Below are 26229 nucleotides of genomic sequence, written 5' to 3' on the forward strand. Positions count from 1 at the left end.
GCGCCGACAGACCCTTTCTTTCATTATACATCCCTGTGATCTCACGCAGCAACCGGACCCTACAACAAACCTGATTAAGCCTGTTCTTCCTCACCCGGAGCGTTTTCATCAACGCCTTCTTCCTGAATCAAACCAGCGAACAACGCGTGAACGAATTGCTCGGAGTCAAATGGCTGGAGATCATTCACCTTTTCACCCAAGCCTACCAGTTTCACCGGCAAATTCAGCTCTTGGCGGATCGCCACGACAATACCACCCTTCGCTGTACCATCCAGCTTCGTCAGCACCAGCCCGGTTACGCCACTTTTCTCCCCAAACATTTTGGCTTGATTAAGTGCGTTTTGTCCGGTTGTGGCATCAAGTACCAGCAATACTTCATGAGGGGCGTCTGGAATTTCGCGCTGGATCACACGGAAAATTTTATTCAGCTCCTCCATCAGATTGCTTTTATTCTGGAGACGTCCTGCGGTATCACACAGTAGCACATCTACCTGACGCTGCTTGGCAGCCTGTACCGCATCAAACATAACCGCGGCTGGATCGGAACCGGATTGCTGTTTGATGACCTCTACACCAGCCCTTTCGCCCCATACCTCCAGTTGTTCAATCGCACCCGCACGGAACGTATCCCCGGCGGCCAGCAATACTTTTTTACCCTCTTGTTTAAAACGGTGCGCCAGCTTGCCAATGGTTGTTGTTTTGCCAACACCATTGACACCGACGAACAGAATGACTGTAATCCCGTCAGGGCTCATTTGAAGCTGACTGTTGTCATTGCCCCGCAGCAACTCAGACAGCTTTTCCGATAATACAGGCTGTAGCTCGGATGCGTCCTCGATTTTGCGTTTCTTCACTTCTCCTCGCAGGTCTTCAATGAGGTTCATAACGGTGTTGACACCAACATCGGCACCGATCAGAATTTCTTCAAGCTCCTCATAAAACTCCTCATCAATCTTCTTGCGGCGAATCATCAGATCCGATACTTTTTCAACAAAACCTTTGCGTGTTTTTTCTAAACCGTCCTTGAACTGTTTGGTGACGGATTCGGTTTTGCTTGCAATGCTTTCCTTTAATTTCCTAAAGAAACTCATAGGTTCCCTCCGTTGATCTGAAAATATGTTATTTTATGTCAGGCAATCTCAGCTTCATCATTGTCCAGCTTGACGGATACGAGCTTGGAAACCCCGCCTTCTTCCATCGTAACCCCATACAACACATCGGCTTCTTCCATCGTTCCCTTGCGATGTGTAACTACAATGAATTGTGTCTGCGCGGAGAATTCCCGCAAATATTGGGCAAAACGCACCACGTTGGCTTCGTCCAGTGCGGCCTCTACTTCATCCAGCACACAGAATGGGACAGGCTTGACATGTAAAATGGCAAACAATAGCGCCATCGCCGTTAACGCCCGCTCGCCTCCTGACAGTAGCTGCAAGTTTTGCAGTTTTTTGCCTGGCGGCTGGGCTACGATGTCAATTCCCGTCTCTAACATGCGTTCTGGGTCAATGAGCACCAGATCGGCACGTCCGCCTCCGAACAGCTTGGAGAACACCGTACCAAATTCGCGCCGGATGGCATCGAAAGTGGCTTTGAAGCGTTTGGACATTTCATCATCCATTTCTCGAATAACCTGATAGAGCGTTGTCTTGGCCTCGACCAGATCAGACTTCTGCTCATCGAGAAACGTATAACGCTCATGCACACGCTGGTATTCCTCAATGGCACCCAGGTTTACTTCGCCCAATGCAGAAATACCTCGTTTGAGCCTTTGCACCTCGGCCTGCGTACCTTCTATATCTTCTGGTATCGGATAACGCTGCTTGGCCAGCTCATAGCTGAGTTCATAGTCATCACTTAATTTTTTCAGCACGTTCTCCAGCTCTACATCAAGCCGATTCACTCCAATTTCTGTCTGGCGAAGCTGTTCTTCGACCGACTTGAGCTGAACGCGCTGCTCTTTCGTCTCGTTTTCGGCCACTTCCAGCTTTTTGGACAAGCTGCTGCGTGCAGCACGCTTAAATTCCAATTGCTGCGAAGCCTCTTCCTTTTTAAGCCGATACTGATTGAGATTTTCAATCTGCTTCACGCTTTCCTGCTCATTGGTCAGCAGATCAGCTTCGATGGAAGCAAGCAAGGTCTTGTTCTGTCGCGAATCCTTGCCAAGGGTATCATAATCCCCCCGTAATCTACGCAGCTGTTCTTCCAGTGAAAAACGCTCCTGATCCAGCTTTCCTTCTCTTACCTTGAGATTCGTAAGTTCTCCCTGTAGCTGTTCTTTCGCAGATTCGTTGGCCTTACGGGCAAATTCAGCGGCATGGATAGCCTGGTGGGTTTTCTTCTCTTCTTCCTCCAGCGCAGCTAATTTCAGCAACGCCTCTTCACGGGAAGCTTCCAGTTCCTTGATCTCCTGATCAAAACCCTTCTTCTCCTGACCAGATGCAGCCACCTGCTCCAGAACATGACGAAGCTCATGCTCCAGTTGTTTGAGTTCCATTGCTGCCTGCTGCTCTTCGCCGCGCTTCACATCGCCGCCCTGACGCAGCTCGTCCAAACGGGTCTGTGTCTCTTCCAACTGACGTTTTGCATCTACTGCGCTCTGACGCAGCCTTGCAATTTGTTGCTCTGTATCGATAATATCCTGATCAAGCTGATCCAGCTGACGTTTACGTCCAAGCAAATTGGCATTTTTCTTGAATTGGCTACCACCTGTCATGGAACCACCTGCATTGACGACATCACCTTCCAGCGTCACGACGCGATATCTATATTGACAACGAGCCGCAATACGGTTCGCATCTTCCAGCGTACGGGCAATAACCACATTTCCCAGAAGGCTGCCTACAATGCCAGCATACCGTTCATCATACTGAACAAGATCCGCACCGATTCCGACAAAACCCTCGGCGCCTTCCACGATTTGGCGTTCACCCGCCCCAATTTGACGCGGACGGATTACATCCATAGGCAAAAACGTCGCTCTGCCCAACTGACGCTGCTTCAAAAAACTGATCGCCTGTCTGGACACCGATTCATTTTCCATCACGATATGCTGCATCGAAGCGCCCAAAGCCGTTTCCATCGCCTGCTCTAAATGCTCAGGTACCCGGATCAGCTCTGCTACAGCTCCATGCACGCCATGCAGGGTTTCTTTGCGTGCCGCCTTCAGCACTTCTTTAACGCCCAGCATAAAGCCGTCGAAGTCATCCTGCATTTCCTTCATCGTATCTCGGCGTGAAATTTGGGCCTCGCGTTTTTGTTCCCATTTGCGGACAGTACCCTGGCTTTCTTCCAGCAGCTTTTGTAGCGCTTGGTATTTTTCGCTTCCCTGAATATATCCGCTGCGTAGACTGCTGATTTCCTGACCAAGCTTCTGAACAGCCGTTTCCAAACCCTTTTTACGCTGTTCCAGTTCAGCTTTCTGAGCTTCCCATTTGCCGGATTCATCACTTACACGAGTCACCCGCCGTTCCAACGCTTCCTTCTGCTGGTCGGTATAACGGATTTCGTTACGGGCCTGTGCCATCTGATTCATCAGCTCCAGCAGTCCGCCCTTTAGGTTTTCCTCCTGCTCCTGGCTGATTCCACCTGTGACACCAATCAGCTTCGCCTCTTCGTCGGATAGCCGTTCACGTAGCTCGTCAAGCTCGACAGTCAATGCAGACAGTTTTTCGTTAAGTAGATCCAGCTCACTTTTGCGCTCGGAATGACGTGATTCGCTCGTGCTGAGCGATAATATGAGTTGCTCCCGGTTTGCCTCCAGATTGCGTGTGCGCTCTTTTAACAGTTCGCCGTAGCCTTCGCTCTTTTCCGTAGCTTCACTGTATTGCAACAGATCCCTTTGCAGCCGTTCCACTTGCTCCTCCAGCTGACGCAGCTCGTTACGATCGCTCTCCAGCATCGCATCATGACGGGACACCACCGTAGACAGCTGTAGCTGCTCCTGCTGCAACAAAGCCAGCTTGGAAGTCGCATCGCTCCACGAGGTATGAATCTGCTCAATCTGATGGACATACATCGAAATTTCTTTCGATTTCAGTTCACCCCGCAGCTCCTTAAAGTGGATCGCCTTTTCCGACTGCTCCTTGAGCGGTCCGATCTGATCCTCCAGCTCACTGACCAAATCATGAATTCGAAGCAAATTTTGCTCCGTGTCATCCAACTTACGAACTGCATCTTTTTTACGTGATTTATATTTCACGATACCGGACGCTTCCTCAAAAATCCCCCGGCGGTCCTCGGAACGGGTACTCAAAATCTCTTCAATGCGCCCCTGTCCGATAATGGAATAAGCTTCTTTACCAATTCCTGTATCCATAAACAGCTCGGTAATATCACGGAGTCTGCATGATTGTCGGTTAATGAAATATTCACTATCCCCACTGCGATGCACACGCCGCGTGACCGTGACTTCTCCAAAATCAAGAGGCAACGCCTGATCCTCATTATCCAGCGTAAGCGACACTTCGCCGTAATTAACAGCCTTACGAGCATCACTACCCGCAAAAATAATGTCCTCCATTTTACCGCCGCGCAGTGATTTGGCGCTCTGTTCACCCAGCACCCAGCGAATACCGTCGGATATATTACTCTTTCCGCTTCCGTTAGGTCCGACGACCGCTGTAATGCCGCGGACAAATTCCATCTCCGTTTTATCTGCAAACGATTTGAAGCCCGCCAGCTCAATGCGCTTTAAAAACATACTCAATCTCACCTCTAACATTTAAATATGCTTGTACAACACGTATACTTGGTTAACAAGAATTATCCCTATTGTAGCACAAGACTACCGCGGATAAAGCGTGGCAAGACATACAATGCTACAGCAGCAAAGCCACGAAAAAAGAGCAAAACGCAGTCCATTCGCCTTTGCGGGCCGGGACTCCCCGCGGACTGCCCTTTGCTCTTACTTTGTGTCCCCTGCTCGTGTAACCCGTCCGGGCCGCTCAGGTACCGATTACGATTCTGCCAGCTTCAAACGGTTTAAGGCTACTGCCGCCGCCTGCTGCTCAGCTTCCTTTTTGGAGCGTCCTGTACCTGTACCCAGCCGTTCGCTGTCCATATATACCTCAGCTACAAACTCGCGCTCATGGGCAGGTCCGCGCTCCTCCACGATCTTGTATTCAAGCATCCCCATGTTATGATGCTGCGTCAGTTCCTGAAGCTCTGTTTTGAAATCACTCATCTGTAGCTTACCGTTTAATACAATTTGAGGAAAAATATAACGTTCCAGAAACGACCGGACGGCATCCAGACCCTGATCCAAATAAAGCGCGCCTACGAACGCTTCGAATACATCGGCCAACAAAGCCGGACGAGTACGTCCGCCTGTCAGCTCTTCACCTTTGCCAAGCAGTACATATTGCCCGAACTCAAGTCCGACAGCAAATTTCACCAGAGAAGGCTCACAGACAATGGCTGCACGCAGCTTGGTCAGCTCACCTTCTGGCCGGTTAGGGTACTGATTGTACAATTGCTCGGATACGGTCAGCTCCAGAACTGCGTCGCCTAAAAACTCAAGCCGCTCATTGTCTGCATGCTGACTGAACCGATGTTCATTTACGTAGGAAGCGTGCGTAAAGGCCTGCTTCAGAAGCTGCCGGTTGTTGAATTGAATATGAAGTTTATGCTGTAATTGCTTCAAGTCTCCACTCAACGAACTGACCCCTTACGCTTCATATTTTTTTAGAATAACCGTAGCATTGTGACCACCAAAACCGAAGGAATTGGACATCACTACATTCAGTTTCGCTTTTCTCGGCTCGTTAGGTACATAATCCAGATCGCAAGCCGGGTCCTGATTATCCAGATTAATCGTCGGCGGAATGGTCTGATGCTGGAGAGCCAATCCGCAAATCACGGCTTCAACACCGCCAGCTGCACCCAACAAGTGTCCAGTCATTGACTTGGTTGAGCTAATTGCGACTTTATAGGCGTGGTCTCCGAGCGTTTTCTTAACCGCTTCTGTTTCCGATTTGTCACCGACTGGCGTGGATGTACCATGCGCATTGATATAATCAATATCTTCAGGATTCAACCCTGCGTCGCGGATCGCCATTTTAATACAGCGTGCTGCACCATCCGGATCTGGCTCTGTCATATGATGTGCATCGCCGGACAGACCGTAGCCGATCACTTCGCCGTAAATACGTGCGCCACGCTTCAATGCGTGCTCCAACGATTCCAAAATCAGAACACCGGAGCCTTCACCCATAACAAATCCGTCTCTCTCTGTATCAAAAGGACGACTTGCCTTCTCAGGCTCATCATTACGAGTGGACATCGCCCGCATCGAACAAAAGCCAGCCATTCCAATCGGACGAATCGTTGCCTCGGCTCCGCCGCAAATCATAGCGTCAGCATCACCACGCTGAATCATGCGGAACGAATCGCCGATCGCATGACTACCCGTTGCACAAGCCGTAACCGGTGATGTATTAGGTCCTTTAGCGCCGAGCGAAATCGATACTTGACCCGAACCCATATTAGCAATCATCATCGGGATAAAGAAAGGACTTACGCGTTTAGGTCCTTTTTCAATCAGCGCATTGTGCTGATCCTCCCAGGTACCCAATCCGCCAATACCGGAGCCAACGGATACACCAACACGCTCGGCATCGGCGTTCTCTCCGATTACGAGTCCGCTATCCTTGAGTGCCAATTTACTGGCGGCAACGGCGAATTGTACAAAACGATCCATTTTTCGGGCATCCTTGCGCTCCATATAATCCTCAGGATTAAAATCCTTAATAGAAGCGGCAATTTTCGTTGTATATTCACTGGTATCGAAAGCTTCGATTTCACTGACGCCAGATTTTCCAGCCATCAGATTATCCCACAGTGTGTTCAAATCCTGTCCCAGCGAAGTGATTACACCCATTCCTGTTATGACAACACGTTGTTTCAAAGATAATCACCTCTATGTCTACTGCATATTGTATTTCAAGACCGTACGCTCTTGTGTGCAAAAATAATATAGAATCAACTAAAGTTAGTAATGCCACATACTCCAGCCTTGACTAAGTCATGCCGAGCCAAGCTCAAGAACACGCGGCAATTCCGTCTTTAGTTCAATCTGTATAATTAGGAGAAAGTCCCGCCTGTAACAGAACGGGACTCTTGTTGACTTGAATTAGGTATGAGATTGTATGTACTTTACAACTTCACCTACGGTTGTAATTTTCTCTGCATCTTCATCAGAGATTTCCATATCAAACTCATCTTCCAATTCCATAACCAATTCAACTACATCGAGAGAATCAGCGCCTAAATCATCTTTGAAAGATGCTTCAAGTGTAACTTCGGCTTCGTCGGCTCCCAAACGGTCAACGACAATGCGTTTTACACGCTCCAATACGTCGGACATCCGGCTCACCTCCTCCTTAGGTATTATACGAAAATTACAATTAAAATGCCATAGAAGAGAGTTTTCAATCACTACTCTTCTTCGGGGCATGCGGATTAGCAACATGTAGCTACATGTACATGCCGCCATCCACATGCAAAGTCTGGCCCGTCATGTATGAGGAAGCATCAGAGGCCAAAAATAGCACCACATCCGCAATTTCCTCAGGCCGTCCGAGACGGGCCAGCGGAATACCGCTGAGCATATTATCACGCAAATCATCAGCAAGCACCTGTGTCATTTCGGTATCAATGAATCCCGGGGCTACGCAGTTGACTGTAATACCTCTCGAAGCAAGCTCCCTCGCGGACGATTTGGTAAGACCAATCACTCCTGCTTTGGCAGCCACATAGTTGGCTTGTCCTGCGTTGCCGAGTACGCCGACAACGGAAGAAATATTGATAATCCGACCGGACCGCTGCTTCATCATCGGACGCGTCGCAGCCTTGAGACAATTAAACACACCTTTCAGATTCGTCTCGATCACCTGATCGAACTCCTCTTCCTTCATACGCATGATTAAATTATCTCTTGTTATTCCGGCATTATTCACCAGAATATCGATCTGGCCCCAAGCGCCGATCACATCCTTGATTAACCGATCTGCCTCATCGGCGCGACCGACATTAGCCTGAACCGTAATAGCTTCCACGCCTTTGGCACGAATTTGCTCCGCAACCTCTGCCGCAGCCGCTTCACTACCAGCGTAGTTTACCGCTACATTAGCGCCTGCTTCAGCCAACGCCAATGCGATACTGCGGCCGATCCCCCGTGACGCCCCTGTAACGAGCGCCGTTTTTCCACTTAATGGCTTAGACATCATCCAGCCTCCCCTTGCAAGTATATAACCGTTAAGGCGATAATTGCTACTTTTAACGGGCCTCCAAGGCTTCCGTTACCGAAACAAGCGATTCCAGGCTGCTTATATTATACAGCTTAACCGTTTTGTCGATCTTTTTAACCAGTCCTGTCAAAACACTGCCCGGTCCAAACTCGACAAAAGTGTCAACTCCCTGCTCCAACAGCCATGCTACACTGTCTTCCCACAATACTGGGGAATAGACCTGCTCGACCAGTAGCTGGCGAATTTCTCCACCCTCACACACAGGTTTCGCTGTGACATTGGCTACAACCGGAACCTGAGCTTTGGAAAAAGCTACGTCTTCCAGCTTGCCGGACAACTTAATCGCTGCTTCCTTCATTAGCGAAGAATGAAAAGGACCACTGACCTCCAAAGTAATAGCACGCTTGCCACCCGCTTCCTTCACGCGTTCAGCGACAGCGGCTACGCCCTCCTTCGCACCGGATACGACAATCTGCCCCGGGCAGTTGATGTTCGCCAATTCGACCAGTTGACCGGATTCCGTAATATCACGGCATAGTGTAGCCAACGCTTCACGGTCGGCTCCCAGTACAGCAGCCATCCCGCCTTGTCCAGAAGGAATGGCTTGCTCCATGAACTCGCCACGAGTACGAACGATCTCAACTGCATCTTCAAATGCAAGTACGCCGGAAGCAACGAGCGCGCTGTATTCTCCAAGACTGTGTCCAGCCACGTAATCAGGGCGAATGCCCTTTTCCTTGAACGCTTCATACAATGCAATGCTCGCCGTCAACAGCGCAGGCTGCGTATTGGATGTTTGCTTCAAGGCTGTATCTGGACCTTCAAAAATCAGTGAGCTTAGCGCGAAACCCAACCGTTCGTCCGCTTGGCGGAACACTTCTCTAGCTGCTGGAACCGCTTCATAAGCATCTTTAGCCATACCTACAGCTTGTGAACCCTGACCGGGAAATATAAATGCCGTTTTGCCCATCGTGTATGCACCTCTCTGTATCCAATGCTTGTCCTGTAAAGTACCAGACAAATTCAATATTGTATCAAACCCGCCGCTTTCTTACCAGACAAGAACCGACGCGCCCCAAGTCAAACCACCACCGAAGCCCACCATTAATACTCGGTCGCCTTCCTTCATACGGCCTTCCTCGGCTGCTTCTACAAGCGCAAGAGGAATGGATGCAGCTGATGTATTCGCATATTTATGAACATTTATGACAACCTTTTCTTCCGGTAGATCCAAACGCTGCATCGCCGATTGAATAATACGAATATTGGCTTGATGCGGAACAAACACATCAATATCATCCTTGGAAAGCCCTGCTTTTGCCAGCACATCGACGGTTGCTGTCCCCATAACACGTACCGCGAACTTGAACACTTCGCGTCCGTTCATGTAAATATAGTGTTGCTTGTTTTCTACGGTATCCGCACTCGCAGGCAAACGTGAACCGCCAGCTTCCAGCTTAAGCAATCCGCCTCCTGCTCCTTCGGCACCGAGATCAAAGGATTGGAATCCTCTACCCTCAGGTACTTCACCAATTACTACCGCCCCTGCACCGTCTCCGAAAAGAACACAAGTATTGCGGTCTGTATAATCCGTGATCCGGGAAAGACAGTCTGCCCCAATGATTAACGCATTATTATAAATGCCCGTCTTAATAAAGCTCGTCGCAGTTGCCAGCCCATATACAAACCCTGAGCATGCCGCAGACAAATCAAAAGCCGCTGCGCCTTTGGCTCCGAGCTTGTCCTGAAGAATGCAGGCAGTCGAAGGAAACGCCATGTCCGGCGTAACCGTAGCCACAATGATCAGATCCAAATCCTGTGCGGTCATACCTGCGGATGCCAATGCCTTAATCGCTGCTTCATAAGCCAGATCGGATGTGGCCTGCTCTGGAGCCGCAATGTGGCGCTCCTGAATTCCTGTACGACTGACAATCCATTCGTCACTTGTTTCCACAATTGCTTCCAAATCTTTGTTCGTTAATATTTTCTCAGGTACGTATTTCCCTGTTCCGATAACACCAACCGGCCGCAAATTATTCATATCGTCACTCACTTCCTGCTGATTTCCTTGGATATACTTTCCACCAACTGGTTTTGCAAGGCCGTACGGGCCTGTCTTACCGCGTTTTTGACGGCAATGCCGTCAGATGAACCGTGACCCTTCAAGACGAGTCCGCTCAGCCCCAGTAATGGAGCGCCGCCATGCTCTTTGTAGTCCAGCTTATCTTTCAAACCGCGAAGCTCACGCATAATCAGGGCCGCTGCCAGCTTGGTCTTTAAAGATTTACTAAACTGCTCCTTTAAGAGAGAAAATATCGCACCCGCCGTACCTTCCAGCGATTTCAGCATGATGTTTCCGGCGAATCCGTCACACACCAGCACATCGCAATTTCCGGTCAGTACGTCTCTGGACTCTACATTACCTACAAAATTAACAGGCAACTGCTCAATCAGAGGGAAAGCCAGTTTCGTCAATTCATTGCCCTTCCCTGCTTCCGTCCCAACATTCAGCAAACCCACTCTGGGGGAAGCCACACCATGAACCTTTTGGCGGTACAAGCTACCCATCAGGGCATATTGGGCAAGATGTTCAGGCTTGGCGTCCATATTAGCTCCCAAGTCCAACGCCAGCACACCCTGATCGTCAATCGTCGGAATCATCGGTGCGAGAGCAGGACGCTCGATGCCTTCCATTCTCCCGACCACCAGCAGCCCTGTCGTCATCAGCGCACCTGTATTACCTGCCGATATCATGGCATCCGCTTCGCCTTCTTTGACCATTCGGCCAGCTACGACCATCGAGGCATCCTTTTTACGTCGTACTGCCTTCACAGGCTCGTCCTGCGCATCTATCGTTTCAGATGTATGGCGAATGCTGAGATTCGCGGGCAGCACTCTGCCGTTCAGCACCGATTCAATTCGTTCCCGGTCACCAACCAGCGTAATGTCTGTATCCTTCCATTCCGCCGCCGCAGATAGCGCGCCCTCTACTGTCGCCATGGGGGCATTGTCTCCCCCCATGGCATCAATGGCGATCCGCATGCTGACTTCCTCCTTCGCTATACTCTTCCTCTGTGGAGCGATAAATGACAAAGTTCCCCTGGAACACCATTTCTTCTCCCACGTAAGCAAACACTTCCACTTTGGCTTTCCCTTTTTGCTCGGGATTTGAACGTACATATGCTTTGGCAATGCACTTTTCTCCCAAATGAACGGGGCGGACAAAGCGGATATCCGCCGAAGCGGTCAACGCTATCTCATCATTAATCACGGCAACAGCCAAGGAATTGGCCTGGGCAAACACATAATGCCCCCGCGCAATGCCAGTACGTGAAAAGATATGCTCTTCTTTAATTTCAAAAATGGAAATACCGCTTCTGTCCAACTGGAGATCAACGATATCCCCGATCACTTCATGTAAAGGCAGGGAGCGAACCTGATCGTAGGAACGCTCAGCCATCAGCTTCAGTCGCTCCCGCAGCTCCGGGATACCCAATTCCATCCGATCCAGCCGAATCGTCTGAATGCTCACCTTAAGTTGTCTCGTCAGTTCCTGATCCGTTACGAACGGATTCTCATCAATTAATTGAGTCAGCCGTTGCTGTCTCTGTCTCTTTGGCAAACGTTCGATATCTGTGGCGCCTCCTTTCCCTGCAATAAAATACCGCTCAACCGACGGTTCGGGTTACTTCACGTGCTAGCGGCGATTGCTTTATGCCGATTTGTCATCTTGTATGTATAAAGAACCCCTTCGGCCCTTCTTTCTTAGAACCTGGTACTAAAACAGTATATAGCATGCCGCCGCAAAAAGAAAGTACGAAGACAAAAAAAGTAGCGCCTCACTAGAGTGAAGCGCTACTTTTCCTGCGAAAATTCCAAAGAATCCGCTTATCGGACATTATTGAGAGATAATCTCTCTAGCTTTGTACGTTCCGCAAACTTTGCACACATGGTGAGCAAGTTTCAATTCGCCGCATTCGGAGCATTTCACCATACCTGGTACTGCCAGTTTAAAGTGAGTACGACGTTTGTCGCGACGAGTTTTGGATGTTCTCCGTTGAGGTACTGCCATTATTCCCACCTCCTTAACCAGATCACCCCGTATAACGGGTGTGACTTCTTATCTCATTCAAGACTGAAGGAAACTGCCGGAAGCAGCTAACTTACAGCCGGTGAATCAAGCCTGCAACATCCATGCGTCGATTAACTCCTGCGCACAAGTGGATGATGATTTGTCAGAATTGAACTCAATTCTCATTTAAAAAAATCCTTAAGCCCTGCCAGACGCGGATCAATCTTTTGCGTATCATCATCGGTACTGTCATCAGAGCCAACGCTCCAATTTTGTCCGACCGCAGGAGCGATCCCCTGACAATCCTCACTGCACACAGGCACAAACGGCACGTGCAGTACAAACAGCTCTTCACAATACGGTGCAATGTCGAAGGAATCCCCCGTCACTGCGATAAATTCGCCAACTTCATCCTCCTCTTCGCCAACCGAAGAGATTTGCTTAAACCGTTCACGGAATTCAATCTTCAAATCCTCGTGCATCGGACTCAAACAGCGTGAGCACAGCATGTCCAGACCTGCGGTCAACGTGCCTTCCACGCTCATCAAGCCTTGGCCCAGACTAACGGCGACCAAATCGGTCTCCAGCGGGGAAACGGCCGTAACATCAGGACGATCATCCACCAATTCACTCACATTAAGAGCTTCACGGATCGGAAAAGGACCATCACTTGTTGCTACTTTTCGAAAAAATAGTTGCATCACTATCACTCCAAACAAACAAAAATTATTATACCGACTGATCGAGTCGTTTGTCAACACCTTTCACTTTACACCTCTCACAAATCCATCGGTTTTCCAATGGTTCCGCAAGTTTTATGCGAAAGCGAAAATACGTTGCATGGATCATGTACCTGAGCGTATTCGTACCCCCGCTACTCTTCGTGTACAATAATGCGAGTATAAAGCTTTTTTCTTCAGGTCTCAATGGCCTTGTTCATTTCCGATCGCGAAAAAGCAGCATCGCTGCCCCTAAGAACAATCATTTGCTGATGGAAACCATCATTTTCAGGACAGTCACCAGACTAGTAACAAAAGAAAGGAGCCGACGTACAGCCTTGGAAACCCTCGGTATTATTGTAGAATACAACCCGCTGCATAACGGTCACACTCATCACTGGAAGGAGTCTCTTCGCATCACTGGCGCACAGCGTACGGTGGCTGTGATGAGCGGTCCCTTCCTTCAGCGGGGGGAACCCGCGATTGTGGACAAATGGTCCCGCACCGAAATGGCACTCGCCATGGGTGTGGACCTGGTTTTGGAGCTGCCTGTGGCCTATGCCGTCCAGCCCGCAGAATGGTTCGCCCACGGGGCGGTCGCCCTGCTCCGCGCCACTGGCGTCGTCGACGCGCTCTGCTTCGGCAGCGAGAGCGGCGACATCGCCCCGCTGCGAGCGCTGGCCCGCGTGCTGGCGGCGGAGCCTGCCGAGCTCAAGGCCGGCATTGCGCAGCGCCTGAGCAGCGGCGCAAGCTATCCCGCCGCCTACGCGGGGGCCGCAGCGGCGCTCGCGGCTGAAGGGACGGACGGCGCTGCGCTAGCCGCCCTCATGCAGCAGCCCAACAATACGTTGGGGCTGCATTACTTGATTGCGCTGGAGCGGCTGGACAGCGCAATCAAGCCCTTCACCGTAGCCCGCACGGGATCGGGCTACCACGAAGCCGTGGCGCCCGCGGACGGAGTCATCGCCAGCGCCACGGCCATCCGCCGTCTGCTGCTGGACGGCGGGCCGGAGGCCGCGTCGCCGTACGTGCCTGCGGCGACGCTGGAGATTTTGCGGCGCGAATGGCAAGCCGGGCGCGCGCCGCTGCAATGGGAAGCGTTCAGCCAGCCATTGCTGAACGCCCTCATCACGCGCAGCCCGCAGCAGCTGGCGGAGCTGCACGAGGTGACCGAAGGGCTGGAGCATCGCCTGCGGCAATCGCTGTACACGCTGCCCCAGCCCTCCGTAGAGGCATTACTAGCCGCCGTCAAGACAAAGCGCTACACGCGTACGAAGCTTCAACGTATGCTCACTCATATTTTACTGAATCATACCAAGGCGGATATGACTCCCTCCGAGTTGGCGAAAGCCCCCGGCTATATCCGCGTGCTCGGCTTTAACAGTGCTGGACGCGAGCTGCTGGCCCGGATGAAGCAGACAGCGACCCTTCCGGTATGGGTCAAGCCGTCAGCCGGATCGCATCCCCATCTGGACTGGGATACAGCCGCAGCTGCCATACACGCGGCCGGAATGCCACGTCCCGCCATCCGTGACATGTATGCCGATTACTTGCGGCCGCCCGTCATGGTTTGATCGGGAGCTTTTCCATATAAGTTAACGCATCGTCTAGCTTGCGAACCGGAACGAGCTTCATCTTGGTTCCGATTTGCTCGGCTTTGGCCTTGGCTTCCTTATAATTGTCCGCTGGGACGAAAAACAATTCAGCACCCTGGCGGTCAGCGGCGACAATTTTATACTTTGCACCGCCGATCGCTCCAACCTTACCGCTCTTATCAATCGTACCCGTACCGGCAACACGATATCCCTTGCTCAGATCACCCGGTGTCAGTTGATTATAGATTTCCATCGTAAACATCAAACCAGCCGAGGGTCCGCCTACATCCGTTGATGTAAAATGAATCGTTTTACGTTCATCCTCCGGCTCTACTTTCTGAACTGTGGCAATGCTGACTCCAAAACCGGGTCGTGGTTTGCCTGTCTCGCTGTCTGTGATGGTCATTAATGGAATTTGCACCGTCAGCAGCTTGCCATCACGTTGTAGCTTCACCTTGGCCATGCTTCCTGCCTTTTCATCTTCCAAGGCGTTTCGGATGGATCGATTATCCGTCACCCTCACCCCGTTCAACTCCAGAATTTCATCTCCGGGATGAAACACACCGTTTGAGCTGGGCACCTTAAATACGTACACATAATCCGGCACAATGCGATAAGGAATATCGGCCCGGGTATAAGCCGCCTCCATCGCAGAAGACTGGGAATCCCCCATATACCACACCTGCTCTGCTGCATATTCGTCTTCGCTCCTGCCGTGCAGTCGATCCTCCTTGCGCTGAATCTCCGAATTGGCATCCAGCTTCGATATACCCAGCATAATGACATTAGCGTAACGCGCCGATACCGTCGTCATCATAAAGGTCCCCCGTTCGCTTCGGTCGCCTTCCTGAATGGTTACCATGGGCTTGATTTCATTTGCCCCACCTGGTCCATAGACCAGATATGGGGTTGGCATATATACGAGCACATAGACCATAGCGGCCAGGATCAGAACATATCCGGTTGTAAAAAAAGCTCTATTCCGGTTTATTCGCTTCATCGATTCTCCCCCCTCACAGCCTTAACTTCTCCTATCTCATCTAAACCAGCTCTGCGCCGCCTGTTCTCAATTCCCACAAAAAAGCATATGGTTTACCGACAGCGATTACAAACGCAAACAAGCGCTAGAAACAACATACGATGCACTCTACTATATTTATGCACGATGAGGTTCGTTTTTTAAAATGTTAGATCATATCACTTCCAGAGAGGTGAAACCTTTGCTACAAAAGGAAGCCCATTCCGCTCCCTATTGGACAACCCTGTTGCTTGGCCTTGGGGCCATTCTGCTTGTGCTGGCTGTTGTCGCCTCACCGGAAGAGGTGTTCCAAGCCTCTGCCCAAGGGCTTAAGCTATGGTGGAGCATTATTTTTCCGGCCATGCTCCCTTTTTTGATGCTGTCCGAAATGCTTGTAGCCTTCGGTCTGGTGCATGGGCTTGGCGTCCTTCTGGAGCCGTTCATGCGCTCCTGGTTCCGTCTTCCGGGGCGAAGCGGCTGGGTGCTGGCCCTAGGTCTGACCGCCGGATTTCCGGCTACTGCGGAAGCTGTGCGCCAATGGGCACAGCAGGAGGATATGACCAAGCGCCAGCTTAGACGACTGACCGCTATCGCTCATTTCTGCAATCCGATTACCATTCTGCTCGTTATCGGGACAGGATTGCTGCATAATGCTGCTGTAGGGGCCATGCTGCTCGCCGTTCACTGGATCTCCGGCCTATTGGCGGGATGGATTACAGTCAGACTGACTGCATCGTCAAAAGAATCGCAAAAACGGGAAACGCCAGTTGCCCTCCGGCGAACCTCTGTTTCCCGTACTTCTACCACTCTCATTCGGTCCGCATGGGACGCCACACGCTCTGCCAGAGAACGGGACGGCCGCAGCTTCGGAAAGCTGCTGGGCGAAACCGTATCCCATGCTGTACAGACGCTTATGGTGACAGGTGGATTCATTATTTTCTTTTCCGTGCTGATTCGGTTGCTATCCATGTACTCAGGCCAAGGAGCATTTTCTTTCATATGGCCCGCGTGGATGGAAATCCATCTCGGCTCCTATGAAATCAGCCGCCTGCCGTATGATCTCCGCACACAAGCGGCTCTGATCAGCGCCATACTAGGCTGGGGAGGGCTATGCGGCTGGCTCCAAATCACAGCCGTCACCAAACCATCGGACAAAGGCATCACGTTCACCATATCCAGGGTGCTTCATGCCATCATCGCCTTTGTGCTTACACTCGTCGCATGGACGCCTCTTAGCCGTATGACAAGCAATACACTTCCCGCTTATGTTAGCCGCAGCTCTGTTTCTTCCTTCGCGGAAGGCGGTTATGATCCCGCCGCGCATTTCGTCATGGCAGAGAGTAGCAACCTGTGGACACAGTTGGAAAGTCCGTCGCGGTATCCCTGGCAGCTGATCGTGTTGTCTATTGTGCTTCTGGGGGCGATTATACTCACACTGCTTGTCATTTCCTTTATAGCTTCATGGTGGAGCCGCCGCGTTTGGCGTTGACCTTGGCACGCAGCGCATCCTCGACCTCAGGAGCCACCAGATCTACGACCTTGCCGTCAAAATGGGCGATTTCCTTCACCATACTGGAACTCAGATATGAATAAGTCGGGTTCGTCATCATAAAGATCGTTTCGGCATCCGGGTTCAGCTTATGGTTTGTGGAAGCCAATTGCAGTTCGTATTCAAAATCTGTCACCGACCGGATTCCTCTGACGATAACCTGAGCCCCTTTGTCACGTACATAATTGGCTGTCAGGTCACGGAAGCTGTCCACCTCAATGTTCGGAATATCGCGGGTTACCGTCCGCAGCAGCTCCATTCGCTCCTCCAGAGAAAACAGTGGATTTTTACTAATATTGTTAAGTACCGCGACAATCAGCAGATCAAACTGCCTCGCCGCTCTTTGAATAATATCCTGATGCCCCATCGTCACGGGATCAAAGGTCCCCGGATATACCGCAATACGTGGTTTGTGCTCAGTCATGATGGTCCTCCCCGCCTGATTAGGTTATGCCGGATTTTTTCGTTCCGGCCTCAGTATATTCTGTATCGTCCTGTTGCTTTGCTGCAAAGCGGTAGATAGATAACGTTGTTTCGCCATAGACCGCTTTTCTGACCTGTTCGAACGGTCCAAAGCTTTCCGAGTACTCATGTCCCGACTCATACTCCAGCACAATGACTGCCTCAGAACGAAGCAAGTCCAGTTCAGCCATACGACTCATCAATTCATCACCATGCTTGAGACGATAGGGCGGGTCCAGAAAAACAGCATCAAAAAGAGCTCCACGTTTTGCCAGCGCTTTGAGCGCTCGTCCGGCATCATTGCGGAACACTTCAGCCTGTCCTTCCAATCCGGTTTTTCGCAAATTTTCTTTAATGACATCAATACTTTTCGATTCCATATCAATAAAGACTGCCTTGTCCATTCCCCGGCTAAGCGCCTCTATACCCAGGCCGCCGCTGCCTGCAAACAGATCAAGCGCGACTCCCCCATCAAAATAAGGACCTATCATGCTAAATAGCGCTTCCTTGACCTTATCCGTGGTCGGCCGCGTCCCTGTGCCGGGAACTGCCTTTAACGGCCTTCCTTTGGCACTACCCGATACCACTCTCACGCTGAAACTCACCTATTTTCTATATGTGTTCATAACCATATAAAGATTATGACGTTATCGTACCACATGGATCGCCGTTTGAAAAACGCAGGATTTGATGAGGTATAAAAAACCATATCGTGGGCATCCTTAGGATATCGGCATTCAACCAATGTCGTAGACAACCACGGAGAAGACTTACGTTTCCCCATAAGCTCTTCGTCCGGTTTCTCCTCTCCCATTCGGGCGCTCTTATTGGAGCGCCTGATTTTTTTTGCAAAAAAAGAAGCTGCTCACTGGCAGCCTATGTATATAAGGAAATAAAGTTATACTATTTAAGCAGCTCCTCGGGCGTATCTCCCTGATAGACATACACATAACTCGCTACCGATACAGCAAATGCAGCAAACATAGACAACGAGGTCGCCAGACCATATACGATTTTTTTCACCATTTTCTTCACCTCCTTCCTCGAATCAACGTTAGGCTTTGGACCAAGAAAGCAACAGCCACTACAGAGGAACCAATTACAAAATTAGTACATACAAGCAGGGAAGATAACAGTCGCAGGAGGGGATAAAACCGGGATGGAATGCGAGACTGCTTTTCAATTCTGGACGGGGCAAACCATAGGACAAGAAGCAGAGATAATCCGGTGAAAAGGTTTGTCCACCAAGCATGTAAAGTGATACAGGATATGGCTGTAAAAGCTACAGAAGTCGCCACAACACATGCCATCCCTGTTTTTAGATGGATCCCTCCTGATATTTGACGCAACAAGGCAAAAGCCACCAGAATCGTCACAGCTTCTGCCGTCCGCCCGGTAACGAACGAGGCGACTAATGTCAGCACAATAATCATGGAAGCATTAATAATGAGAGCCAGCGCATATTTAAGCACCGGGATGGAGGCCGGATGATCCGGCACAGTCCGTTTGATCTGGTTAGCAAGCTTGAAAGCCATCGTTTCAATCATCCCGATACTCCTTTCCAATCGCATAATAGATGAAGAATCCCGATACCAGTGCAAAAAACATCATATTTAACCATACCTCGTTGTAGCACAGCACGATAGAGGTGGATATGAGAGATAAAATAATGAGCGTAATCACAATGCCGTATTCAGCTTTAAATTTAAGCTTTTTGAAATTAGCGGCAAACCCGATGCCTTTTCGATACAAAATAAATGAAATGAGCAGTCCTACCCCTGCACTTATCGTTTGCAGCAGATAGCCCTTCAAGGAACCACCCTGTAGCTCAGAGACTGGCAGGCTCCCGAACATCGCTTTTAATAGCACCGACTGAATAACCGCATAAGCAAAATAACCGGTAACTGTCATAATGCCTGACCACACCATCGGAATTTTCACCACCGTAGCGAGCAAAAAAATAAAAAGCAGCATGTTAATAACAGGCACCAGATAAGCGAGGGAAAATTCCTCTCGCAGCAAATAACTTTGCAGATTCATAATCAGGCTCCCAAAAATCGCTTGCCATACATAAGGAGTCATTTTAACTTTAAAAATACTAAGAATGAGGGTAAACACCGCCACTCCTTCAAGCGTGGAAAAAAGTAAAAAGCCGATAGGCTTCTCAAGCATACGTGCATCTCCTTTTCAATTCCAACAAATCTCATCGGTGTATTAAAAAGCTTGGATGTATATCGAATATAAAGGGCTGTGGCTTAGGAAGCTATAGCTCAAGCAACACTTTCCTTGACCGAATCTTCCTGTGAGCGCACAGACTTCATACGTGATATGATCTTTTTCCCCCAACGAATGCCGGGTTGCTCGATCCATGAATAGGTGATCCAGGATAAACCTGTGGTCAACAGCAGTGTCATAACAAACATAAGAATCAAATTAACAACGGGGGAAAATGCAAGCTCAATCTGGCTTACAATCTCCAGAGCAAGCATATGGGTCAAATACATACTGTAGCTAAGGCAGCCGATCCATGACCATCCCCGGTTTAGCAGCCACACAGGCTGCCAATGATACAAAGCGTAGGCTCCCAGCAGCAACAGGACACCGATGAGATAATCCGTCATACCTGTATAAAGAGCAAACAGCACGGAGCCAAGCAGCAATACACCGCTGAACCGGTCCACACTCTTCCAATGCTGCTCGTCTTTCCATATTAAGAACAACAATATACCCAGTCCAAAGACAGGCAGTTGGTTCGGAAACCATAAATACAGATAATGCCCCCACAACGGGTGATCACTGATCCATGGAGCATTCGCAAACACCGTGGTCAGCCCAAAGCTCAGTAAAAGCGTGCCCATCACAAACCAGGCAGCATGCCGGATCAATCGGATCAGCTTAAATAATAACGGCACGCACAGATAAAACATACATTCCACCGCAATGGACCATTCCACACCGATGATGCTGTTGATCCAGTACGGATTCAGACCATTCAGAAACAAGATATGAGCTGCGATATTCGCGACAGTGACTCCTTCCTGATCCCCAAGCCAGAAACGGGGCCCTGTCCCGTTCACCACCAGATAGATGATTAACATAACGTAATACAAGGGAGCAATTCGAAAAAAACGACGCACCAGATACGCCGAGACACACTCTTTTCTGTCACCCGAACGTCTGCTCAAAGACAGAAAAAGTGTAAAGGCGCTGGCCAGATAAAATAAAGCGACCCCTTTCGCTCCCAAGCTCAAACCCTTTTGCAACCATCCGTTTAATCCGTCCACGTGCTGGCTGACATGTACAAGCAACACGCCCATAATTGCCAGCGCTCTCAGCGTATCGACAAATTGCAGCTTGTTATGTTCCGTTTCACCCTTGGTTCCTGGCATCGTAGCCCTCCATATCCATTCTCTTAGGATACATTTTGTATCTATAATACACAAAACGTATCATTAAAGTAAATATGTCGGTATGGAAAAAAACACCCTCCAGCGGCAATGATATGCGGTCAAAGGATGTTCCTGTTATGCGATTTATTTGTTTAAATGAAAGGGAACAGTCGTTACGATGACGTCTTTGTAATTGATCAGATAAGCTCTCATCAGCAGGCTGGTCTGGTTGTGCAAAATATTTTCCCACCAGTGCTTCGTGATGAATTGTGGAATAAGGACGGTAATATGATCCTCGTCCGCTTTTTTCCACTCCACCGTATCAATGAACTTGCGAAGGGGGTTTATAATGCTGCGATAACGGGATTTCAGTACCACCAAGCGGATACCTACATCCCACTCTTCCCATTTTTGCTCCATCTTGTGAATCGCTTCATCATCCACACCTACATATACAGCAACCACATTGTCCGACAAGGTCTTGGCATAGCTGATAGTATTCATCACGACCCTTGTAATACCAGCTACCGGAATAATGATCGTATTGCCTTTGACCATAGGTTTATCCTTCGTAATGTCGATTCGCAGCTGCTCAGCCGTATTTTTGTAATGTCCGTTGATCTTCATAAAGAAATACAGTACCAGCGGCAGGAAGATAAACACCATCCACACCTGACTAAACTTGGTGAAAATAAAGATAAGCGTAATGGACAGCGTGGTCAGCATGCCAACCGTATTAATAGCAAGCTTGAGGACCCAGCCTGACGGCTTGAGACGAATCCAGCGAATCATCATTCCAAGCTGAGAAAGCGTGAACGGGATAAATACCCCTACAGCATAAAGCGGAATCAGATTTCCTGTATTGCCACCAAATACGATAACCAGCAAGGCGGAGAAAATACTCAGAAACAGGATCCCGTTCGAGTAACCAAGCCGATCTCCGCGAACCATGAACATATGGGGCATGTATTTATCTTTAGCCAGCATAAATGCGAGCAACGGAAAGGCCGAATAGGCTGTATTCGCCGCCAAAAACAGGATCAGTGCCGTCACGCCCTGAATGATGTAATACATCACACCACGCCCGAAAGTGGCGTTCGCAATTTGCGAAATGACCGTTTCATGCGGATTTGGACGAACACCATACCAATAAGCCAGCAGACTGATTCCGATGAACATACACCCGAGAATCAGGCCCATCATCATCAGCGTAGTTGCCGCATTTTTGGCAGCAGGCTTGCGGAAGTTCGGAATGGCATTCGAGACAGCCTCTACCCCGGTTAGCGCCGAGCAGCCTGAGCTGAACGCCTTCAGCAGCAGAAACAGACTGACGTTGGATACCGTAGCTCCAAATTGCGGTGCCGCAGCATGGGCTCCTCCTGCCACATAATGGATGATACCGCTAATAATCAGGACAAAGATCGAAACCACGAATAAATAAATCGGTGCAGCCAGCACTGAGGCGGATTCCGTAACCCCGCGCAAGTTCATAATGGTCAAAAAGATGATCATGATCAGTGCAATCGCGATCCGATGATCATGCAAGGATGGAAACGCCGATGTAATGGCATCTGTACCCGCCGACGAACTAACTGCAACCGTTAGAATATAATCGACCAGCAAAGATCCGCCTGCAATCAGACTCGGTGCCCTGCCCAAATTGTCCTGAGCGACGATATAGGCACCACCACCACCGGGATAGGAAAAAATAGTCTGTCTGTAGGACAGGATCAGAATAACCAGCAATCCCAATACCGCGATGGATATAGGAATGGAATACCATAGGGCAGCGAAGCCCGCTGTAATCAAAACAAGCAGAATTTGCTCCGTTCCATAAGCTACAGAGGACAACGCATCTGAGGACAGGATGGCCAGAGCCTTAAGCTTGTTTAGTTTCTCATCTTCAAGAGCCGTCGATTTTCGTGGACGACCGATTAGTAATCTTTTGACTTTACTCAGCATTTCGTTAACTCCTTCTTTGGATGAGGGTTGTGCAGAAGAACTTTGAATTGTATGTTATTATGTCACCTGAACCACAGATTGATGAAACAAATGAACTATTATTTTATACTCCCCTATTCCAAAAAAAACAATAAGGAATGCTTCCTAAAAAGAGCATTCCCGCGTAAGAAAGAGTATTTCGATTAAATACCCTTATAAATACAATAATTTGAACCTTTCAGGGGTAATTCCCTCGGCCTTGCGGAAAGTCGCCACAAAATGACTGACATCACGGAACCCTACGCGCTCGGCGATCTCTTTTACCGTTAAGTGCGGGAAATCAGTCATCATTTCCTTAGCCTTGCGCAGACGTATGACGATCAGATAAGCGTAAGAGGTTACACCGAATGCCTGCTTAAATAACGTATTCAAATGACGGGCGCTGACATTCATCATCACCGCCATATCAGACAGGCCGATATCCGGGCTGGCGTAATTTTGTTCCATAAAAGCCAGCACTGGCTCCAAACGTTCTACATTATGAGACAAGGAAGGCATAGAGCTGTATTGACCATGCTTACGCAGCAAAGTTAGAAAGCGGTACATATTGGCCGAAGCGTCCAGCCCTGATAAATCCCGTTCACTCACCATAGAATGAAGCATACTTTCTCCAAAGCTGTGCAGTTCACTATGGGCGTCCCAATGATACCCGCGTGTATGCTTCAGCCCTAGCTCAGTTAGCACAGCAGCGGCTATCGGTCCGTCAAACGTAATATACAGCGTTCGCCATACTTTCGTTGCTCGGCTGTAAGCATGGGACTCACCCGGCAGCAGCAGAACTCCAGCCTGTTCTCCCAAACGGAAAGAGCCCCCCTTGAACGTGAATACCCCCTCCCCGGACACGGTCTGAATCCAGTGAAAGCAGGGATAGCCCTCTGGCCGGGATACATCCTCCTGCCTGCTGTTAAATCCGATACTTTCGATAAAAAGCGGTAAAGCATGCTCACGCGTAGTTAGAAAAAATCGCAAATGATGGGGAGTTAAAATCATAAAAGGCACCTCCGGCGCACGCGGTTATGTATTCCTTAATGCAGATCCATATTGTTATATCCATGTTCATTTTATTATATTTAAAAGCGTTTACTTGTATTATAAGATAGATTTATTCTTATATATAGAGGTGATTGGCATGATAAGCGGTAAACTGCCTAAAGTATTTTACGGTGGAGATTACAATCCTGAGCAGTGGGATGACACCACACATCAGGAGGACTTACGAATGTTCCAGCTGGCAGGAATTGATATCGCCACAGTCAACGTATTTTCCTGGGCCAAAATTCAGTCGGATGAAATCACATATCATTTTGAATGGCTGGATCAATTCATCAATAGTTTACATGAAAGCGGTGTCTTTGTGTGTCTTGCCACCAGCACTGCGGCTCACCCTGCCTGGATGGCAACCCGATATCCGGATATCCTTAGGGTCGATGCCGACGGGCGCAAACGAAAATTCGGCGGACGCCACAATTCCTGTCCGAACAGTCCCACCTACCGCAAATATGCGGAGAGCATGGCTGACCGACTGGCAGAACGCTACAAAAATCATCCTGCGATCCTCGTGTGGCACGTGTCCAATGAGTACGGCGGGGATTGCTATTGCGATAACTGTGCTGCTACATTCAGGGTGTGGCTCAAACAAAGATATGGAACACTGGAAGAAGTGAACCGGGTATGGAATACTTCCTTCTGGGGACACACCTTCTATGATTGGAATGAAATTGTACCTCCAAATAATCTGAGCGAGCATTGGGGCGAGAATCACTCCACCTTTCAGGGCATTTCCCTTGATTACGCACGCTTTAATTCAGACAGTATGCTGGAATGCTATTTGCTGGAGTATAACGCAATCAAAAAGCATAACCCCGAAGCTGTCATAACGACTAATCTGATGGGATTTTTCAAGCAACTGGACTATTTCAAATGGGCAAAGCACCTGGATATTGTGTCTTGGGACAGCTATCCGCGGGCTAATACCCCACCGAGCTATACCGCGATGGCCCACGATCTGATGCGTGGTCTTAAGGATGGGCAGCCGTTTATGCTGATGGAGCAAACACCGAGTCAGCAAAACTGGCAAGCGTACAATTCGCTCAAGCGGCCCGGTGTCATGCGGTTATGGAGTTACCAGGCAGTAGCGCATGGCGCGGACACGGTCATGTTCTTCCAGCTTCGCCGTTCCATCGGAGCCTGTGAGAAATTCCACGGGGCTGTGATTGAGCATGTTGGTCATGAGAATACACGCGTATTCCGGGAGGTGGCACAGCTGGGCAAGGAGCTAGGCACATTAGGTAGTACGCTGCTGGATGCAACCGTGAACGCAAAAGTAGCCATTTTGTTCGATTGGGATAATTGGTGGGCACTGGAGAAATCAAGTGGTCCTTCTGTAGCGCTGGATTACGTGGATCAGGTGCATAAATACTATGCCGCCCTCTTCCGCCGTAACGTGCAGGTAGACTTGATTTCCGTGGAATCAGATTTCCAGAAATATGATCTCATTATCGCGCCTGTACTCTACATGGTCAAGCCGGGTACAGCGGAAAAGCTGGAACAATTTACTGAACATGGCGGCACCTTTATCACCACTTTTTTCAGCGGAATTGTGAATGAAAACGATCTGGTCACAATCGGAGGATATCCGGGTAAGCTGCGTAAGCTTCTCGGAATTTGGATAGAAGAAATTGACGCGCTTTTGCCGGAGTCACGCAATCGGATCGTATTGAAGGAACAGATAGGAGCATTACAAGGAGAATATGAATGCGATCTGCTCTGCGACCTGCTGCATAGCGAAGGCGCCGAGGTACTGGCGGAGTATGGCGATGATTTTTATCAGGGAATGCCCGTACTGACACGCAATCGTTTGGGTCAAGGTGAAGCATGGTATGTGGCTTCGGACCCTGAAGAAGCTTTCCTGGACGGCCTGCTGGGCTATATTTGTGAGGAAAAAGGGATTCCGTCCTTGCTGCGTGCTCCTGCGGGTGTGGAGGCCAGCGTGCGCTCCAAGGCTGGAAAATCGTATTTGTTCATCCTGAACCATAACGCCCAGAAACAGAATTATCATCTGGATGAACAAAAAGGACATGAGCTGCTCAGCGGCGAATTTTTAGAAGGTGATGTTACCATTGAAGGCTATGGCTTTCATGTGCTGGAATTATCATAAATATTTAATACCTTACATTAT

The 26229-nt window shown here is 49.5% G+C and carries 24 protein-coding genes; 3 read left to right on the forward strand and 21 right to left on the reverse strand.

What is annotated here, in order from left to right:
* Window positions 1-74: 74 nt before the first annotated feature.
* The 12 genes from ftsY to ACIFO6_RS09630 all read right to left on the reverse strand — a co-directional run bounded on the left by ftsY (window position 75) and on the right by ACIFO6_RS09630 (window position 13019).
* On the reverse strand, window positions 75-1091 hold the full coding sequence (gene ftsY, locus ACIFO6_RS09575) for a signal recognition particle-docking protein FtsY (RefSeq protein WP_430040306.1): 1017 nt from the start codon (window positions 1089-1091) through the stop codon (window positions 75-77).
* Between the two features lie 38 nt (window positions 1092-1129).
* Window positions 1130-4699, reverse strand: coding sequence for a chromosome segregation protein SMC (gene smc, locus ACIFO6_RS09580; protein WP_430040308.1), 3570 nt, complete (start codon window positions 4697-4699; stop codon window positions 1130-1132).
* 255 nt (window positions 4700-4954) lie between these two features.
* Entirely contained in the window at window positions 4955-5653 is a 699-nt protein-coding gene (gene rnc, locus ACIFO6_RS09585) for a ribonuclease III (protein WP_430040310.1), read from the reverse strand.
* Between the two features lie 12 nt (window positions 5654-5665).
* The gene (fabF, locus tag ACIFO6_RS09590) at window positions 5666-6904 is read right to left on the reverse strand and encodes a beta-ketoacyl-ACP synthase II (protein ID WP_430040312.1); all 1239 of its coding nucleotides are present in this window, start codon (window positions 6902-6904) and stop codon (window positions 5666-5668) included.
* Between the two features lie 225 nt (window positions 6905-7129).
* Window positions 7130-7363: an acyl carrier protein gene (locus ACIFO6_RS09595; protein ID WP_007429985.1), complete on the reverse strand. Its 234-nt coding sequence runs from the start codon at window positions 7361-7363 to the stop codon at window positions 7130-7132.
* Window positions 7364-7472: 109 nt separating this feature from the next.
* On the reverse strand, window positions 7473-8222 hold the full coding sequence (gene fabG, locus ACIFO6_RS09600; RefSeq protein WP_025682288.1) for a 3-oxoacyl-[acyl-carrier-protein] reductase: 750 nt from the start codon (window positions 8220-8222) through the stop codon (window positions 7473-7475).
* Window positions 8223-8274: 52 nt separating this feature from the next.
* Window positions 8275-9216 (reverse strand): ACP S-malonyltransferase, encoded by a 942-nt coding sequence (fabD, locus tag ACIFO6_RS09605; protein WP_430040314.1) that lies wholly within the window; start codon window positions 9214-9216, stop codon window positions 8275-8277.
* 81 nt (window positions 9217-9297) lie between these two features.
* Window positions 9298-10287 (reverse strand): beta-ketoacyl-ACP synthase III, encoded by a 990-nt coding sequence (locus tag ACIFO6_RS09610; protein ID WP_430040316.1) that lies wholly within the window; start codon window positions 10285-10287, stop codon window positions 9298-9300.
* Between the two features lie 8 nt (window positions 10288-10295).
* Complete coding sequence (gene plsX, locus ACIFO6_RS09615) at window positions 10296-11288, reverse strand: phosphate acyltransferase PlsX (protein ID WP_430040318.1); 993 nt, start codon at window positions 11286-11288, stop codon at window positions 10296-10298.
* Complete coding sequence (fapR, locus tag ACIFO6_RS09620) at window positions 11272-11868, reverse strand: transcription factor FapR (RefSeq protein WP_025682284.1); 597 nt, start codon at window positions 11866-11868, stop codon at window positions 11272-11274. Before fapR ends, plsX begins: the two co-directional genes overlap by 17 nt.
* A gap of 276 nt (window positions 11869-12144) precedes the next feature.
* On the reverse strand, window positions 12145-12318 hold the full coding sequence (gene rpmF / locus ACIFO6_RS09625; RefSeq protein ID WP_007429979.1) for a 50S ribosomal protein L32: 174 nt from the start codon (window positions 12316-12318) through the stop codon (window positions 12145-12147).
* Window positions 12319-12500: 182 nt separating this feature from the next.
* Window positions 12501-13019: a YceD family protein gene (locus tag ACIFO6_RS09630; protein WP_430040320.1), complete on the reverse strand. Its 519-nt coding sequence runs from the start codon at window positions 13017-13019 to the stop codon at window positions 12501-12503.
* Window positions 13020-13375: 356 nt separating this feature from the next.
* On the opposite strand from ACIFO6_RS09630, the gene ACIFO6_RS09635 reads away from it, so the two are divergent.
* A complete protein-coding gene (locus ACIFO6_RS09635; RefSeq protein WP_430040613.1) occupies window positions 13376-14611 on the forward strand; it encodes a nucleotidyltransferase in 1236 nt (411 codons plus the stop codon).
* Here ACIFO6_RS09635 and ACIFO6_RS09640 read toward each other — a convergent pair.
* A complete protein-coding gene (locus ACIFO6_RS09640; protein ID WP_430040322.1) occupies window positions 14601-15632 on the reverse strand; it encodes a SepM family pheromone-processing serine protease in 1032 nt (343 codons plus the stop codon). The two genes, ACIFO6_RS09635 and ACIFO6_RS09640, sit on opposite strands and share 11 nt — an antisense overlap.
* A 211-nt stretch (window positions 15633-15843) precedes the next feature.
* On the opposite strand from ACIFO6_RS09640, the gene ACIFO6_RS09645 reads away from it, so the two are divergent.
* Window positions 15844-17139, forward strand: a complete 1296-nt coding sequence (locus ACIFO6_RS09645) for a nucleoside recognition protein (RefSeq protein ID WP_430040615.1) — start codon at window positions 15844-15846, stop codon at window positions 17137-17139.
* Here ACIFO6_RS09645 and coaD read toward each other — a convergent pair.
* The 8 genes from coaD to ACIFO6_RS09685 all read right to left on the reverse strand — a co-directional run bounded on the left by coaD (window position 17102) and on the right by ACIFO6_RS09685 (window position 24041).
* The gene (coaD, locus tag ACIFO6_RS09650) at window positions 17102-17623 is read right to left on the reverse strand and encodes a pantetheine-phosphate adenylyltransferase (protein WP_430040324.1); all 522 of its coding nucleotides are present in this window, start codon (window positions 17621-17623) and stop codon (window positions 17102-17104) included. The two genes, ACIFO6_RS09645 and coaD, sit on opposite strands and share 38 nt — an antisense overlap.
* Window positions 17624-17642: 19 nt before the next feature.
* Window positions 17643-18254, reverse strand: coding sequence for a 16S rRNA (guanine(966)-N(2))-methyltransferase RsmD (gene rsmD / locus ACIFO6_RS09655; protein WP_430040326.1), 612 nt, complete (start codon window positions 18252-18254; stop codon window positions 17643-17645).
* Window positions 18255-18564: 310 nt separating this feature from the next.
* Window positions 18565-18687: a cyclic lactone autoinducer peptide gene (locus tag ACIFO6_RS09660; RefSeq protein ID WP_014281032.1), complete on the reverse strand. Its 123-nt coding sequence runs from the start codon at window positions 18685-18687 to the stop codon at window positions 18565-18567.
* A gap of 5 nt (window positions 18688-18692) precedes the next feature.
* The gene (locus ACIFO6_RS09665) at window positions 18693-19208 is read right to left on the reverse strand and encodes an accessory gene regulator ArgB-like protein (RefSeq protein ID WP_430040328.1); all 516 of its coding nucleotides are present in this window, start codon (window positions 19206-19208) and stop codon (window positions 18693-18695) included.
* The gene (locus tag ACIFO6_RS09670) at window positions 19201-19833 is read right to left on the reverse strand and encodes a hypothetical protein (protein WP_430040330.1); all 633 of its coding nucleotides are present in this window, start codon (window positions 19831-19833) and stop codon (window positions 19201-19203) included. The genes ACIFO6_RS09665 and ACIFO6_RS09670 overlap by 8 nt, the downstream gene beginning before the upstream one ends.
* A 98-nt stretch (window positions 19834-19931) precedes the next feature.
* Window positions 19932-21050 carry an acyltransferase family protein gene (locus ACIFO6_RS09675; protein WP_430040332.1) on the reverse strand — a complete coding sequence of 373 codons (1119 nt, stop codon included), beginning with the start codon at window positions 21048-21050 and terminating at the stop codon, window positions 19932-19934.
* A gap of 144 nt (window positions 21051-21194) precedes the next feature.
* Entirely contained in the window at window positions 21195-23012 is a 1818-nt protein-coding gene (locus ACIFO6_RS09680) for an APC family permease (protein ID WP_430040334.1), read from the reverse strand.
* A gap of 192 nt (window positions 23013-23204) precedes the next feature.
* A complete protein-coding gene (locus ACIFO6_RS09685) occupies window positions 23205-24041 on the reverse strand; it encodes a helix-turn-helix domain-containing protein (protein WP_430040336.1) in 837 nt (278 codons plus the stop codon).
* A gap of 139 nt (window positions 24042-24180) precedes the next feature.
* Between ACIFO6_RS09685 and ACIFO6_RS09690 the strand changes: the two genes are divergently transcribed.
* On the forward strand, window positions 24181-26208 hold the full coding sequence (locus ACIFO6_RS09690) for a beta-galactosidase (RefSeq protein ID WP_430040338.1): 2028 nt from the start codon (window positions 24181-24183) through the stop codon (window positions 26206-26208).
* Window positions 26209-26229 lie beyond the last annotated feature (21 nt).

The sequence above is a fragment of the Paenibacillus sp. NRS-1781 genome (assembly GCF_050467745.1).
Classification (GTDB): Bacteria; Bacillota; Bacilli; order Paenibacillales; family Paenibacillaceae; genus Paenibacillus; species Paenibacillus terrae_A.